Source organism: Pseudomaricurvus hydrocarbonicus (assembly GCF_011602365.1).
GTDB classification, from domain to species: domain Bacteria; phylum Pseudomonadota; class Gammaproteobacteria; order Pseudomonadales; family Cellvibrionaceae; genus Pseudomaricurvus; species Pseudomaricurvus hydrocarbonicus.
Genome location: NZ_JAAONZ010000003.1, coordinates 324,731 through 340,342, shown reverse-complemented (window position 1 = coordinate 340,342; position 15,612 = coordinate 324,731). Strand labels below are relative to the sequence as shown.

The window sequence follows — 15,612 nt, the reverse complement described above, 5'->3', positions numbered from 1 at the left end:
AACTAGAAACTAGAAACTAGAAACTAGAAACTAGAAAAGTATTAACGCCTTTAGAGAATGAGCAATATGACGTTTGTGGTGGGTGTGACCGGTGGTATCGGCAGTGGCAAGACGGCGGTGTCGGATCATTTTCAGCGTTTGGGCATTACCGTGGTGGACGCGGATTTGGCTTCCCGGGTGGTGGTCGAGACAGGCCGTCCGGCTCTGGCTGAAATTGCCGCGCACTTTGGCCCGGAGATTCTGCAAGCTGACGGCACTCTGGATCGCGCCCAGCTGCGCACGGCGATCTTTAAAGACCCCTCTGAGCGCCAGTGGCTGGAAAGTCTGTTGCACCCCTTGATCCGCCAGGAAATCGCCAGCGGACTCAAGAATGCTAGCTCGCCTTATGCCATCCTGGTCTCTCCCCTGCTGGTGGAAAGCGGGCAAAGCCAGCTGACTCAGCGAGTCTTGGTGGTGGACGTCCCTGAAGAGCTTCAGCTGCAAAGAACCGTCAACCGCGACAACAACCCTCCTGAGCAGGTAAAAGCCATCATGGCGGCGCAGGCGAGCCGTCAACAGCGCCTGAACTATGCCGATGACGTGATTGTGAACGATGGCAGCCTTATGGACCTTCAAGAGAAGGTTGAAGCGCTGCATCAGCAGTATTTGACTATGGCAAAGACAAGTAGCGAGTAGCGAGTCACCCCAGGGTGCCCTCTCTGGCTGCGCCATTCACCTTGGGCGAGTAGCGAGTAGCGAGTAGCGAGTAGCGAGTAGCGAGTAGCGAGTCACCCCAGGGTGCCCTCTCTGGCTTCGCCATTCACCTTGGGCGAGTAGCGAGTCAGTATAAACCTCGTCATTGCTAGGATGGCAACTTCTAAACCCCTCATATGAACACCGCAACGAAGAGCGGTATACTGTCTTTCCTTTATAACAACTTTTCTGCAAACGCGTGTCTTATGGTTACGAAATTAAACTGCCCCACCTGTAAAAAAGAAATCGAATATACCGAGGAATACCCGTTCCGGCCGTTCTGCTCTGAGCGCTGCAAGCTGATTGATTTGGGCGAGTGGGCGGATGAGCAGCACAAGATTAAAGGCAGCTCGATCTACGACGATATCCTCTCGAAAGATCTGGAAGATCCTGACCTGTAGGTTTTGGCTCAGTTCTGTGACGGCCACCAGGCGCTGATCGCAGCGATCCCCTGGCCGCCGCGGCTCACGCTCTCCGGCAAATCGCCGTCGTTCATGCCGCCCAAAGCATAGACCGGTATTTTGGTGTTTTTCACCAACGCCTCAAACTGCTCCCACCCCATGGGGGCCTGCTCAGGGTGTGTGCCTGTTGCCAGCACCGGGGACAGAGTGACGAAATCGACGCCGACTTGCTCCGCCAGGCGCAATTCCCCATCAGTATGACAAGCTGCGCTCAGCCAGCCGACGTGCTTGTCGGTGACACGCCCTGAAGCCGCTGCGGCCCCGAGTTGCCGAGAGGTCAAATGCAGACCGTCGGCCAGTGAGGCCAGACCGCTTTCCAGCGTTTCCAGTGCAAGGTCAGGCGGGGAATTTAACATCAGACGGGCACCCGCCTCGCGGCAGAGCTTAGCCATTCTGGGAACGGCCGCAGCCCACTGCTCGACACGCCAATCTTTCTGGCGCAATTGCACCAGCTGGATTCCCAGGTGCAGAGCCTCAGTCACCTTTTGCAAGCAAAGCTCTACCGAAACCTCAGCATCGGTAATCAACAAACGCCGGGGCAATTGGGCCGCAGTGACAATCGGCGTGTTGGCCGCAGGGAATTGGTAATCAGAAAGCGTCGAGGGCGACACCCATTTCACGGGCTGGCCCTCGCGACCGTGGGCCTCGCCGGTAAACGCCGTCACCGTCCAGACATCCAGCAGCACCGATTTATCCGGGTAGTCGTGCCGGATCTGAATAAGCGGCGATAAATGGGTTGCGGTGATGCCAAGCTCTTCTTGCAGCTCACGGATCAGCGCACTTTCTGCCGCTTCACCCGCCTCCAGTTTGCCACCGGGAAACTCCCAAAGGCCACCCTGATGGGCATCGTCGGCTCGTTTGGCGATGAGGATTTGACCGCGGGTGTTGTGGATAACACCCGCGGCCACGTGTACGACTTTTGTCATAATGAAAGTTGGCGTGATGAAAGTTGGCGTGATGCCATGATCTGAAAATGAAACTGGGGCTGCAACTGAAACACTGAACCACAAACTGCGGCTGGAAGAACACTGTCCCCCAGCGTCAGCGGTGGTCAACTTCGACAGTTGTTAGCTTCGGTATTCGGCATTAATGGTCACGTACTCGTGAGACAGGTCCGTGGTCCAGACTCGTTCTTTCGATTTGCCACGGCCTAGATCAACCCGGATCATGATCTCATCGCGATCCATCACCGCCTGCCCCTGCTCTTCACTGTAGGAAGCCGCACGGCAGCCCTTTTCCACAATCAGGACATTATCCAGCCACACATTAATGGTTTCTGCCACCATACCTTCTACACCGGAATAGCCAATGGCCGCCACGATGCGCCCCCAGTTAGGGTCAGAAGCAAATAAGGCCGTTTTCACCAGCGGTGACTGGGCAACCGAATACGCCACCTTCAACGCTTCAGGCTTGTCTTGCGCGCCCTCGACCTGCACGGTGACAAACTTGGTAGCCCCCTCACCGTCACTGACGATGCTCTGAGCCAGCTGAATGTGAACTGAAACAATGGCGTTGTAGAGTTTAGCGAACAGCTCACCCTGGGTGCTGTTCACTTCCGGCAAGGTCGTCTGGCCGGTTGCGATCAGCATGCAGGCATCATTGGTGGAGGTATCACCGTCCACCGAAATTCGGTTAAACGACTGATCCGCCGCCTTTTTGGCCAGCAAGTCCAGCAATGGCTGACTGATGTTGGCATTGGTGGCAATGTACCCCAGCATTGTCGCCATGTTCGGCTTGATCATCCCGGAGCCTTTGGCAATACCATTGACGACAATGGTTTCACCCTCAAACTCAAACTGAACCGCAGCGCCCTTGGCACGGGTATCCGTGGTCATGATGCCTTCAGCCGCATCTGCCCAACCGTTTTCGCTGAGGCTTTCGACAGCCTGTGGCAAAGCGGCCAACAGGCGGGCCATGGGCATACGCTCACCGATGACACCGGTGGAGAAAGGCAACACCTGATTGCCCTTTACACCCGCATGTTCAGCCAGCTTATTGCAGGACAGACGCGCATCGGCCAGCCCTTCATCGCCTGTACACGCATTGGCGTTGCCCGAATTAATCAGCAGGAAACGAATATTGCCCTGGGCCATATGGTCTTTTGCCACCACCACCGGAGCCGCACAGAAAATATTCTGGGTGAACACCCCGGCAACCCGGCTGTTTTCTGCCAACGCCATCACAACCAGGTCTTTACGACCTTCTTTCTTGATTCCGGCACTGGCCACACCCCACCGCACACCGGGAACAGGAGCCATCTGAGGAAAGGGGTAATGTCCCACTGCCATATTGTCTTCTCGTTAGCTGTCGTTAAAGCTTGTTGTTAAAACTGGTGTTAAAACTGCCGTTAAAACTTTCTGTTCAAACTGCCATTAAAACTGAGGTTGCCGCTGTCAGGCCAGGCGGCCATGACATTGCTTGAATTTCTTGCCCGAACCACACGGACAAGGGTCATTGCGGCCAACCTTGGCACTCTCACGGACAAACGGTTTTGCCTCACCTTGCGCCGACTCGTCGCCGCCAGATTCAGGGGACGGATTGCCTAAAGCCGAGACTTCAGCGTGCTCAAGCTGCATGCGCTGCTTCTCAAGCTCCATCGCCTGCCGGCGTTGAGCTTCCATTTGTGCCATTTCTTCTTCAGACACCGGCTCAACCCGAGCCAACATCCGAATCACTTCATTCTTCAGGCTATCCAGCATTTGCTGGAACAGCTCGAACGATTCACGCTTATATTCCTGCTTGGGGTTTTTCTGGGCAAACGCCCGCAACCCGATGCCCTGACGCAAATGATCCATATTGGCCAGATGCTCTTTCCAAAGCATATCGAGAACGTTGAGCATGATTTGCCGTTCGACCTCGCTCATTACCGGGCCAAAGTGTCCACATTTCGCATCGTAGGCGCCCTGAACTTCTTCCAAAATCTTTTCGCGCAGGTTTTCTTCGTGAAGCTTTTTATCTTCCTTGAGCCACTCACCGACCGGTAAACGCAGACCAAATTCGGCTTCGAGGTGATGCTCTAAGCCCGGCACATCCCACTGTTCTTCCAGACTTTGTGGCGGTATAAAACCACTGACGGTGTCGTACACCACATCCCGGCGAATAGCCGTGATCGCTTCGGTGATGTTTTCGGACTCCAGCAGTTCGTTGCGCTGCTGATAAACCACCTGACGCTGGTCATTGGCCACATCATCGTATTCCAGCAACTGTTTACGAATATCAAAGTTGCGGCCTTCCACTTTGCGCTGTGCCTTTTCAATGGCGTTGGTCACCATGCGGTGTTCAATCGCTTCGCCATTTTCCATCCCCAGAGCCTGCATAAAACCGCGGACACGATCTGAGGCAAAGATGCGCATCAGGTTATCTTCCATCGACAGGTAAAAACGAGACATGCCCGGATCACCCTGACGACCGGCGCGGCCACGCAGCTGGTTATCAATGCGGCGCGACTCGTGACGCTCGGTACCAATGATGTGCAGACCACCCGCCTCGATCACCTGATCGTGACGCTTTTGCCAGTCTTCTCGGGCTGCGGCAATCTGTTCTTCGGTGGGGCTGTCCATATCGGCGAGCTCCGCCTCGAAGCTACCCCCCAACACAATGTCGGTACCCCGACCCGCCATGTTGGTGGCAATGGTCACTGCCCCCGGACGTCCTGCCTGGGCAATGATCATCGCCTCTTTTTCGTGAAACTTGGCATTCAGTACCTGATGCTTAATCCCGGCCGTGGTCAAGCGGCGAGACATTTCTTCAGACGCTTCCACCGAGGCAGTCCCCACCAGCACCGGCGTATTTTTTTCTTGCAGCTCTTTAACCGCCTGGCTGATGGCCTCAAATTTCTCCTCAACCGACAAGAACACCAGATCGTTTAAATCCACGCGAGAAATGGGCTTGTTGGTCGGGATCACCACCACATCCAGACCGTAAATAGAATGGAACTCGAAGGCTTCCGTGTCGGCGGTTCCGGTCATACCAGACAACTTGGGGAACAGCCGGAAATAATTCTGGAAGGTGGTTGAAGCCAGCGTCTGACTCTCATTCTGAATCGACACACCTTCTTTGGCTTCCAGCGCCTGGTGCAGGCCCTCTGACAGACGGCGCCCCGCCATGGTACGACCGGTGTGCTCATCGATCAGCACCACCTGATTGTCCTGCAAAATGTAATCCACATCCCGCTGGAACAGTGTGTGAGCTTTCAGGGCCGCGTGCACATGGTGCAATAGGTTCAGGTTCAGGGCTGAATACAAGCTGTCCTCGGGCTGCAACAAGCCAGCTTCAATCAGCATATCCTCTACCCGCTGGTGACCCGCCTCGGTCAACTCCACCGTACGGCTCTTTTCATCCAGGCTGTAATCGCCGGGCTGAGTGATCTCCTCGCCGTCGCTGAGCTGCTTGGTCAGCCGTGGAATCATCACATTCATCTGCTGATACATAAGCGAGCTGTTTTCCGCCGCGCCAGAAATCACCAGCGGCGTTCGAGCCTCATCAATCAGAATCGAATCCACTTCATCCACAATGGCAAAATTCAGCGGGCGCTGCATCTTGTCATCCAGGCGCAACGCCATGTTGTCCCGCAGGTAGTCAAAACCAAATTCATTGTTGGTGCCGTAGGTAATATCCGCCTGATAAGCATCGTATTTTGCCTGCGGGGGCTGCATGGATTGAATCACACCCACTTTCAGACCCAGGGCCTCATACAAAGGACGCATCCACTCGGCATCACGACTGGCCAGATAATCGTTCACGGTGACCACGTGGACACCCTTGCCCGACAAGGCGTTCAGGTAAGCGGCCAGCGTCGACATCAGGGTTTTACCCTCACCGGTCCGCATCTCCGCAATTCGGCCTTCGTGCAGCGTAATGCCGCCGATTAACTGGACATCAAAATGGCGCATCCCCAGAGCCCGACGGCTGGCCTCGCGGGCGGCCGCAAACGCTTCCGGCAGGATGCTGTCCAGGGTCTCTCCTTTTTGCACGCGCTCTTTAAACTCTGCAGATTTCAACCTGAGTTGATTGTCAGAGAGAGCTTCCAGCTCTGGCTCAAGCTCATTGATGCGCTTGACGAGTTTTCCCATACGCTTGAGTTCGCGATCGTTTTTAGACCCGAACACGGATTTGACCAATTTACCAATCATGAGTAATACCGAATTTGATGCTGTTTTTCTAAACGCCTGGTTTCACTGTTTTTAAACTACTGTCCAAACAGCCAGTTGCGCAGATTTAGATGCCACGGGCGCTCAGGGCGCGCAAAGGGCACAAGTAAACCGAAAGGGGCTTGCAGAAGCAAGTAAAAGATAGGTTTTAGCGGTTGGTACGGTGGATATAGGCCGCCGGATCTACGGCTCGGCCGTTTTTATAGACTTCAAAGTGGACGTGCGGCCCGGTGGAGCGACCACTCGACCCCATCAGGGCGATCACCTGGCCTTTTTTAATCACATCACCGACTTTCGCGAGATTATTGCTGTTGTGGGCATAACGGGTGGAATAACCATTACCGTGATTGACCTCAACCATATCACCGTAGCCGCTGCGCTCACCCGACCAGGTCACCACGCCCGCAGCCACGGCAACGACCTCTGAGCCCAGCTTGCCGGCAAAATCGACGCCGTTATGCCAGGCCACATGGCCTTTGAAAGGGTCTGTCCGACGACCAAAACGAGACGACATCCAGCCCTTTTTGATCGGCCGGCCGGCCAGGAAGACATCTCGCTGTATTTTACGCTTCGCCAACAACGCTTCCAGAGTGTCCAGCTGCTGTTCACGATTTTCAATCTGATCCGTTAGCTGATCCATGACCTGGAGAAATTCCGGGGGCTGATACGCATCCCCCAACTCCACTGTTTCCGGACCACCCAGGGCCGGCGGCATGCTGAAATCAAACTCGCCTTTATCCAATTTGGCAACGGTCGTGACCCGTTCACCCACCGCATCCAGGCGCAGTAGTCGGGCCTGTAATTCAGCCATACGCAAAGCCAGAGCGGCCAGCTGTTCTTCCGCGTGCCGCTTGTTTTTTTCCACCTCGGCACGCTGAGCGGCAAGAGCCTCATTCCAGGCCTGGGCGGTGTCACCCGTAAACAGGTCAGAGCTATCCTGGCGGTTCAGCTCCTGGCTAACCCAGACACCTAAGCCAACGGGAATTCCCAATAAACAGACAGACAAAAGGGTGCGAGTCCACCCTCCCAAGGTGAAACTTCGGGTCCTACCATGATGTTTACTGACAACAATGACTTTCACTGCTTAAGAATCCCACACGGTCAATTCAACTCGAACACACCAAAGCCCTTCCTGGCGTAAGTATGCTCATCTTGCTTTTATTTATAAACAACACACGAATTTATAAACAGCGTACGAATGATGTTATGCGGTGGTTTCCATTCCCCCAACAGCCCGATCCCCTAAGACGTTTGTATGACATCGAGATCAAAAGCCCAAAAATGTATAGCCAGCAATGAAATTCCACCAACATTCCATCATCAAAGATGAAAAAAGACCCAAAGGCTCACAATGAGCGAGAGTCTTGGCAGATAAATCCTTATTACTAAGCGTTTACACAACAACTGAATTGCAAACTAATAGCACAAAAATGGCCAATTGCAAGGCAAGTTAATGGCCAATATGGCATATAAATCAATGAATTACCAACACTAATTGAAGCTGAGCAGCAGCACCAATCAGTGCTGGCGGAGGGAGTTCACTCTAGGATGCGGGCTTTAAGCGGGGTAAAAAGTCCTCGGCCAGACGGCCAAAGACTCTTTAAAAACAGAACAACTAAAGGCCCTTCTTTTGAGAGCAAGAAGCTCTAAATACAAGGGCGCTTCAAACGGCAAGGGCGCCGGTCAGACGGCCAGTACCGGCTTAACGTAAGAGATAGGCGCGGTCGATTCGTCTTCGAAGGTCACAACTTCCCAAGCATCTTCCTGGGCGATCAACTGACGCAGAGACTTGTTGTTCAGGGCATGGCCAGACTTATGCGCCTTAAACTCACCGATCAGGCTGTTGCCCAACAGGTACAGGTCGCCAATCGCGTCCAGAATCTTGTGCTTTACAAATTCATCTTCATAACGCAGGCCGTCTTCGTTGAGAATGCGGTACTCATCCACGACGATGGCGTTATCCACACTGCCACCTTTGGCCAACCCTTTTGAACGTAAATACTCAATTTCGTGCATAAAGCCAAAGGTGCGGGCACGACTGACTTCTTTCACAAAAGACGTGCTGGAAAAATCCACCGAGGCATCCAAAGTGCGCCCTTTGAACACAGGGTGATCAAAATCGATTGAAAAAGACACCTTAAAACCGTCAAAAGGCAGGAAACTGGCCACTTTGTCGCCATCTTCCACCACAACCGGGCGCTTGATGCGGATAAACTTCTTGGCCGCAGCCTGCTCCTCAATACCCGCTGACTGGATCAAAAACACAAACGGACCTGCGCTGCCGTCCATAATCGGCACTTCCGGCGCACTGACTTCAACAATGGCGTTATCAATACCCATGCCGGCCATCGCTGACAGCAAATGCTCTACCGTCGAAACACGCACATCGCCTTTTACCAGAGTTGTAGACAAGGTGGTATCGCCGACATTCTCAGCTTTAGCCTGAATTTCAACCACTGGGTCTAAATCCACGCGTCGAAATACAATCCCGGTATCTATCGGCGCTGGCAGCAGCGTTAAATAGATTTTCTCACCGGTATGTAAGCCCACACCTGTGGCACGAATAGCATTTTTTAGCGTACGCTGTCTAATCATCGAAGTGTCTTTCACCAATCTGGAGCAGTTAATCGGACAATATTACCAAAGTTAATCCCTATAGACCAACAACTAACGCGCAATTGAGCCTCCATGCCCGTGAGGGGATCACTGTTCACCCGAAGGCAAGCCATATGGCTTATAGCCCTGGGCATTGCTTGGTCGTTAAAAGTCTTAGGCACTACTATGACTGCTGAACCTGTATCGCGGCTGAACGGACACGATCAGAGAAGCTGATGCGTGTTAATCCACCGCGTTACGAGTCTAAAACATGGCTTTGATCTTGCTGTCTCTGGTCGCTAAAAACACGCAATTCACTCTTAAGGCGCATGCCATAACAACATTCACAGATGCAATACCATGTACAACAGCCACATTCTAAATAAGCCAGCTCAGCGGCTTATCAGAACTCTGGCAACATTTCTCCTCGACACCAGCTAAGCAACTTAAGGCGCCGAACGACATTATACCTACCAACGATGCTGAGCTTGAATTCACTCCACCCTGAATTCAGCCAACAAAAACCACCGCGTACATCAGCCGCACAAGCTAAAGAGCACCCAGCGTCAGTCAGGTGCTGCGCACCCCGGTAAAGCGACTATACATCGACGGCGGATTAGACTCAGCTTCACGGCAACCGCTTTTAGTCCGCCTGACGACGCAAAAAGGCGGGAATATCCAAATATTCCATATCCTTGTCCGCAACCGGCTTTTGTACAGCAGAACCGTGTTGTGACGCCGGCTGATTACGCATAACCGTAGGCTTATCCAGCGCAGAATAATCTGGCTGACCGCCTGCACGCCGCGTGTTATCCACAACCACCTTAGCCTGCTCTTTCTTTACCTGACTGACCGGTGACCCCAAGCCCGTTGCCACAACCGTAACACGCAACTCGTCTTTCATCTCCGGATCAATCACAGTACCCACAACCACAGTCGCGCCGTCAGAAGCGAACTCTTCTACAGTATCACCCACTTCGGAAAACTCACCCAGAGACAGATCCAGCCCGGCAGTAATGTTCACCAAAATACCACGCGCACCTTGCAGGTTAATGTCCTCAAGCAACGGGCTGCGGATAGCCGCTTCCGCCGCTTCACGAGCGCGATTTTCACCTTTGGCGAAACCGGTACCCATCATGGCCATGCCCATTTCCGACATCACCGTGCGCACGTCGGCAAAGTCAACGTTGATCATACCCGGGCGCATAATCAAATCCGCAATCCCCTGCACGGCGCCCAGCAGCACATCATTTGCCGCTTTGAACGCATCCAGCAAAGTGGTGCTTTTGCCCAGTACTGCGAGTAACTTTTCGTTAGGAATGGTGATTAAAGAATCCACTCGTTCCTGCAGCTCTCTGATACCCGCATCGGCGATGGCCAGACGCTTCTTACCTTCAAACGGGAATGGCTTGGTCACGACAGCAACCGTCAAAATTCCCATTTCTTTAGCCACCTCGGCAACAACCGGGGCACCACCAGTACCGGTACCGCCGCCCATGCCTGCGGTAATAAAGACCATATCGGCACCACGCAGCACTTCAGCAATACGCTCGCGATCTTCCATGGCGGCTTGACGACCGACTTCCGGGTTAGCCCCGGCTCCCAGGCCTTTGGTTATTTCGTTACCCAACTGCAGCACCGTACGGGCTTCAACATCTTTCAAGGCCTGTGCGTCCGTGTTGGCACACACAAATTCTACCCCATCCACCAGATTGTCGATCATGTGTTTGACTGCGTTACCACCGCCGCCGCCGACTCCAATGACTTTGATTACTGCATTTGAAGGAACGTTATCTACTAGTTCAAACATGGTTTTTCCCCTTTTTCCCTGACGAAAACTTGATAAAGTGATTCACTAACTTTTTAAAGCACTTAATAACAACATTTGTTACTGGTTTTTCTTTCTATGGACTGTTTGACGCTAACTACCTTTTGAAAACACACCTTTGCCACATGCGCTTAACTTAATTAGTCGTTCAACCATTGCCATCTAAAAATTTCCCTGAAACCAGGTCTTGACCTTGTCCCACCAGGTATTGTGCTCAACCTTGGTAGAAAACTGTGATACCCGGCCTTCATTTTGTTGCCGTTTGGCATACTGCAACAATCCCACACCCGTGGAATAAATCGGGTTGTCAACAATATCGCCCAACCCTCTGATATTTTGCGGAGCCCCGAGCCGAACAGGCATATGAAAAATCTCTTCAGCCAACTCAATGACGCCTTCCATTTTCGATGTGCCACCGGTGAGCACAATGCCAGCGGCAACCAGATCCTCATAGCCACTCCTGCGCAGCTCGGCCTGAACCAAAGTAAACAGTTCGTCATAGCGCGGCTCCACGACCTCAGCCAGTGCTTGACGAGAAAGATCCCTGGGCTCGCGATCCCCGACACTGGGCACCTTGATGGTTTCATCCGGGCCAGTCAGTTTTGCCAATGCACAGGCGTACTTAATTTTAATTTCTTCGGCGTGAGGTGTGGGTGTCCGCAACGCCATGGCAATGTCATTGGTCACCTGATCACCCGCAATAGGAATCACCCCGGTGTGCCGAATCGAACCTTCTGTAAAAATGGCGATGTCCGTCGTGCCACCACCAATGTCCACCATGCAAACGCCCAGTTCTTTTTCATCTTCCGTCAGCACCGCATAACTGGAGGCCAACTGCTCCAGAATGATATCTTCCACTTCGAGTCCGCAGCGGCGTATGCATTTTTCGATATTTTGCGCGGCATTTACCGCACAGGTCACCAAATGGACTTTCGCTTCCAGGCGCACGCCAGACATTCCCAACGGCTCCTTCACCCCCTCCTGATCATCAATCAGGTATTCCTGAGGCAATATGTGAAGAATCTTTTGATCCGCCGGTATGGCAACTGCCTGCGCTGCATCAATCACCCGATCGAGATCCTGGCTGAACACTTCGCGATCCTTAATGGCGACGATACCGTGAGAGTTCAAGCTGCGAATGTGGTTGCCGGCAATCCCTGCATACACTGAGTGAATCTGGCAACCGGCCATCAATTCAGCCTCTTCCACCGCGCGCTGTATTGATTGAACCGTTGATTCAATATTGACCACCACACCCTTCTTCAAACCGGAAGATCGGTGAGACCCAATACCGACAATTTCCAACTCACCGTCTGTCGACAACTCCCCCACAATGGCAACTACTTTGGAAGTGCCTATATCCAAGCCAACAACCATTCGACTTTCATTTGCCGATGCCATTACACAACCTCACTTTGCGGCTTAACTGCCTTATCCATGTTTTGCTGACTGCTCATTTTTCAACACACCCTAATGCTTTCTTGCTCTAGCGCTTTTGCTTTGCTGGCCTACCACTTAGGCTTTATCAGGCTTGCGCCAAGCCACTGCCACCCCATTGAAATATCGCAGATCCACTTGATTTAATTCCGCCCAGCGTTGCTGCAACTGCGCATCAAACACTGTCAAAAAACGATCCATTTTCTCAAGCACCTGATCCCGCCCCACTTGGATCACAACATTGTCACTGAGGGTCATGGCCCAGCTGCCCGTGGCATCACAGTTCAATTCTTTTAACGACAAATTGTGCTCAAGCAGCATTTTATTCAAGGTCTGATAGCGGGCCATCATTTCTTGTTCCATGCCATCAACGCCGCCCAATACCGGCAACCCTAACAACAACTGCTTCGCCTCTGGGTCATCTCCAAGTCTGATCACCTCACCACGATGATTCAGCACCCCACTCTTCCCCCACCGGGCAATCGGCTTGTGCTCAATGATCGTGACTTCCAGCTGATCAGGCCACCGTCGGGCCACCCTGACCCGGTCGATCCATGCCTCGCCTTCCAGATTTTTTTGAATCTGGTCCAGATCCAGCTTCATGAAGCTATCGCCCAGGGAGTCATACACACTTTCAGCCACTGTCTTTTGTGAAATACGGGTAAATTCTCCGTTAATTTTCACACTGGTCACCGGCCGATCCAATTGTTTCAACAACCAGGTTCCGCCGCCATAACAAGCCACAACAACAACCGACAACAACGCTCCATTCGCCAACCAATTGAGGATCAGCTGCCCATATTTTTTCGACTCGACACGCCCTGAACGGCTTGCACCGCGTACAGCTCTTGGTGTTCCATCACGTCGACTCATAGGGTCAGCTCAACTCTTCAATCACACTATTAACTTCAAGACGCTCACAATGCTTGCTGTGCACAATGTGTTTTACAAGGTCTGCATCAAAATGGTCATTACCAGGTCATCAAAGGATAAGCCGTGAGCCTTTGCCGCCATTGGTACAAGACTGTGATCCGTCATGCCCGGGACGGTGTTGACTTCCAGGGTATAAAACTGGCCATCCTTATCAGCCATAAAATCTACTCGACCCCAACCACTGCAACCCAAGGACTCAAAAGCGTCCACGGATAATTTTTTCAATCGTGCTTCATCTTCATCAGACAGCCCACAGGGACACAGGTAGCGCGTGTCATTGGCAATGTACTTGGCATCGTAATCGTAAAACTGATGGTCCGTTTCAAGGCGTATAGCCGGCAATGCCTCGCCATTCAAGACCGCCACAGTGTACTCCGCTCCGACAATGACCTGCTCAGCGAATACACTGCTGTCAAATTGAGCCGCCGCCTGATACGCACCGTCCAGCTCTGCCCGAGAGGAAACTTTTGACATACCGATACTCGAACCCTCGTGAGACGGCTTGACCATCAAATCCGCGCCGATTTCGGCCACCACCTCATCCAGATTCGCCTCAGATAGTGCCCGGTAGTCCGGAGTCGCAATATTCGAAGCTGTGAATATTTGCTTGGTGCGCCATTTATCCATAGCCAATGCTGACGCCTGAACGCCACTGCCCGTGTAAGGCAGCCCTAAAAACTCCAGCAAGGCCTGCATACGGCCATCTTCGCCACCGGGACCGTGCAACGCAATAAAGACGCGGTCTATCGTCTCATTCAGTAAACGCTCTACGATGGTGTCATCGACATCAATTAAAAAAGCGTCTACGCCTTGACGAAGCAAGGCGTCGTAAACGGCCTTGCCACTGTTCAAAGACACAGCGCGCTCGGCAGACTGGCCACCATACAACACCGCGACCCGACCAAATTGTTGTGAACTTAACTTTGACATACCCGCACGTTCTCTCGTCTATCCGTTACCGCTTTTGTTAAAGCGATACACCAATGTCTGCTTTAATCCCTACTTTAATTCCCGCTTTGCCAACTCAATGGCCAGCATGCCCACGTTACCCGCCCCCTGGGTTAAGACAATATCACCGGGCTGAACGATGTCGGCCAATACCTCTGGCACGCCATCGATGCCTTCAACAAAAATAGGTTCTATTTGCCCACGCCCGCGAATAGTGCGACACAAGTGACGACTGTCCGCACCGGGTATGGGATCTTCTCCAGCGCTGTAGACCTCCAACAGCACCAAGGCATCAACCTGAGTCAATATATCCACAAAATCTTCATACAAATCCCGTGTCCGGGTGTAACGGTGTGGCTGATAAACCATCAGCAATCGACGCTCCGGCCAACCCTCGCGAATGGCCGCCACAGTGGCTGCCACTTCCCGTGGATGGTGACCATAATCGTCCACCAGCATCGCGGTGGCATCGCTGGCTTCTGTACCCACTTGATATTCGCCATAGACCTGAAAGCGACGACCTACACCCTGAAAGTTTTCCAACCCTTGCTGGATGGCTTTATCGTCCATGCCTTCATCGGTCGCCACGGCCACACAGGCCAACGCATTCAGGACATTATGCCGGCCTGGCATATTGACCGTGATATCCAGATCCGGGAGACCTTCCGGACGCGTTGCCGTAAAGCTGGTGCAAATGGTGGTCTGCACAACATTCACCGCCCGAAAATCATTGCCTTCATCAAAGCCATAAGTAATGACCGGTCGCGAAATGTCAGGAATAATTTCCTGCACGACGGGATCATCACCACAGACCACCGCCAAGCCATAAAACGGCAGGTTGTGCAAAAACTCCACGAAGGTCTTTTTAACCTTGGAGAAATCGCCGTCGTAGGTATCCATATGATCAGCATCAATATTGGTGATCACAGACACCATCGGTTGCAGATGTAAAAATGACGCGTCACTCTCATCCGCCTCGGCAACCAGATAACGACTGGCGCCCAGCTTTGCATTAGCTCCGGCGCTGTTCAGCAGACCGCCAATCACAAAAGTGGGATCCCGATCCCCGGCCGCCAAAACCGATGCCATTAAACTGGTGGTTGTGGTCTTGCCGTGAGTCCCGGCTATAGCGATGCCATGCCGATAGCGCATCAACTCACCCAACATCTCCGCCCGACGCACGATGGGAATACGCAACTCCCGTGCACCGATCATTTCCGGGTTATGCTCATCCACTGCGGAGGAGTTCACCACCACGTCAGCCTCTTTGATATTCTCTTCACTGTGACCGATGTAGATAACCGCGCCCTTATCCACCAGGCGCTGAGTCACACTGGATTCACGCAAATCCGAGCCCGATACTTCATAACCCTGGTTGAGTAGCACTTCGGCAATACCGCTCATGCCTGCCCCACCAATGCCAATAAAGTGAATGCGCTTGATGCGGCGCATTTCAGGGACTTCGATCACGCTCTGGTGAATACCCGACTTTCTATTGGATCCTGACGGCTTATACATACCGGTTTTT

At 52.8% G+C, this 15,612-nt stretch carries 12 protein-coding genes; 2 read left to right on the top strand and 10 right to left on the bottom strand.

The window, feature by feature from the left end; translation table 11 throughout:
- The first annotated feature begins 66 nt into the window (after nucleotides 1-66).
- Nucleotides 67-675 carry a dephospho-CoA kinase gene (gene coaE / locus G8770_RS06010; RefSeq protein WP_208022072.1) on the top strand — a complete coding sequence of 203 codons (609 nt, stop codon included), beginning with the start codon at nucleotides 67-69 and terminating at the stop codon, nucleotides 673-675.
- 263 nt (nucleotides 676-938) lie between these two features.
- Nucleotides 939-1,133, top strand: coding sequence for a DNA gyrase inhibitor YacG (gene yacG, locus G8770_RS06005; protein ID WP_167183215.1), 195 nt, complete (start codon nucleotides 939-941; stop codon nucleotides 1,131-1,133).
- A gap of 8 nt (nucleotides 1,134-1,141) precedes the next feature.
- On the opposite strand, the gene G8770_RS06000 is transcribed toward yacG, so the two are convergent.
- From G8770_RS06000 to murC, 10 genes are all read right to left on the bottom strand, one after another.
- Entirely contained in the window at nucleotides 1,142-2,119 is a 978-nt protein-coding gene (locus G8770_RS06000; protein WP_167183213.1) for a Nudix family hydrolase, read from the bottom strand.
- 141 nt (nucleotides 2,120-2,260) lie between these two features.
- Complete coding sequence (argJ, locus tag G8770_RS05995; protein WP_167183210.1) at nucleotides 2,261-3,481, bottom strand: bifunctional glutamate N-acetyltransferase/amino-acid acetyltransferase ArgJ; 1,221 nt, start codon at nucleotides 3,479-3,481, stop codon at nucleotides 2,261-2,263.
- Between the two features lie 105 nt (nucleotides 3,482-3,586).
- Nucleotides 3,587-6,325, bottom strand: coding sequence for a preprotein translocase subunit SecA (gene secA / locus G8770_RS05990; RefSeq protein ID WP_167183207.1), 2,739 nt, complete (start codon nucleotides 6,323-6,325; stop codon nucleotides 3,587-3,589).
- Between the two features lie 166 nt (nucleotides 6,326-6,491).
- Entirely contained in the window at nucleotides 6,492-7,424 is a 933-nt protein-coding gene (locus G8770_RS05985) for a peptidoglycan DD-metalloendopeptidase family protein (RefSeq protein WP_167183204.1), read from the bottom strand.
- 602 nt (nucleotides 7,425-8,026) lie between these two features.
- Nucleotides 8,027-8,938: a UDP-3-O-acyl-N-acetylglucosamine deacetylase gene (gene lpxC, locus G8770_RS05980; RefSeq protein ID WP_167183201.1), complete on the bottom strand. Its 912-nt coding sequence runs from the start codon at nucleotides 8,936-8,938 to the stop codon at nucleotides 8,027-8,029.
- Nucleotides 8,939-9,581: 643 nt separating this feature from the next.
- On the bottom strand, nucleotides 9,582-10,748 hold the full coding sequence (ftsZ, locus tag G8770_RS05975; protein WP_167183198.1) for a cell division protein FtsZ: 1,167 nt from the start codon (nucleotides 10,746-10,748) through the stop codon (nucleotides 9,582-9,584).
- Between the two features lie 180 nt (nucleotides 10,749-10,928).
- The gene (gene ftsA / locus G8770_RS05970) at nucleotides 10,929-12,167 is read right to left on the bottom strand and encodes a cell division protein FtsA (protein ID WP_167183195.1); all 1,239 of its coding nucleotides are present in this window, start codon (nucleotides 12,165-12,167) and stop codon (nucleotides 10,929-10,931) included.
- Nucleotides 12,168-12,281: 114 nt separating this feature from the next.
- Nucleotides 12,282-13,076: a cell division protein FtsQ/DivIB gene (locus G8770_RS05965; RefSeq protein WP_167183192.1), complete on the bottom strand. Its 795-nt coding sequence runs from the start codon at nucleotides 13,074-13,076 to the stop codon at nucleotides 12,282-12,284.
- A gap of 72 nt (nucleotides 13,077-13,148) precedes the next feature.
- Nucleotides 13,149-14,066, bottom strand: coding sequence for a D-alanine--D-alanine ligase (locus tag G8770_RS05960; protein ID WP_167183189.1), 918 nt, complete (start codon nucleotides 14,064-14,066; stop codon nucleotides 13,149-13,151).
- Between the two features lie 69 nt (nucleotides 14,067-14,135).
- Nucleotides 14,136-15,602, bottom strand: coding sequence for a UDP-N-acetylmuramate--L-alanine ligase (murC, locus tag G8770_RS05955; protein WP_167183647.1), 1,467 nt, complete (start codon nucleotides 15,600-15,602; stop codon nucleotides 14,136-14,138).
- Nucleotides 15,603-15,612 lie beyond the last annotated feature (10 nt).

What these genes read in the sequence shown, in the direction of transcription:
- G8770_RS05965 (WP_167183192.1), bottom strand. Translation starts at nt 13,076, where the DNA reads ATGAGTCGACGTGATGGAACACCAAGAGCTGTACGCGGTGCAAGCCGT.
- G8770_RS05960 (WP_167183189.1), bottom strand. Translation starts at nt 14,066, where the DNA reads ATGTCAAAGTTAAGTTCACAACAATTTGGTCGGGTCGCGGTGTTGTAT.
- murC (WP_167183647.1), bottom strand. Translation starts at nt 15,602, where the DNA reads ATGTATAAGCCGTCAGGATCCAATAGAAAGTCGGGTATTCACCAGAGC.
- coaE (WP_208022072.1), top strand. Translation starts at nt 67, where the DNA reads ATGACGTTTGTGGTGGGTGTGACCGGTGGTATCGGCAGTGGCAAGACG.
- ftsA (WP_167183195.1), bottom strand. Translation starts at nt 12,167, where the DNA reads ATGGCATCGGCAAATGAAAGTCGAATGGTTGTTGGCTTGGATATAGGC.
- yacG (WP_167183215.1), top strand. Translation starts at nt 939, where the DNA reads ATGGTTACGAAATTAAACTGCCCCACCTGTAAAAAAGAAATCGAATAT.
- secA (WP_167183207.1), bottom strand. Translation starts at nt 6,325, where the DNA reads ATGATTGGTAAATTGGTCAAATCCGTGTTCGGGTCTAAAAACGATCGC.
- ftsZ (WP_167183198.1), bottom strand. Translation starts at nt 10,748, where the DNA reads ATGTTTGAACTAGTAGATAACGTTCCTTCAAATGCAGTAATCAAAGTC.
- argJ (WP_167183210.1), bottom strand. Translation starts at nt 3,481, where the DNA reads ATGGCAGTGGGACATTACCCCTTTCCTCAGATGGCTCCTGTTCCCGGT.
- lpxC (WP_167183201.1), bottom strand. Translation starts at nt 8,938, where the DNA reads ATGATTAGACAGCGTACGCTAAAAAATGCTATTCGTGCCACAGGTGTG.
- G8770_RS06000 (WP_167183213.1), bottom strand. Translation starts at nt 2,119, where the DNA reads ATGACAAAAGTCGTACACGTGGCCGCGGGTGTTATCCACAACACCCGC.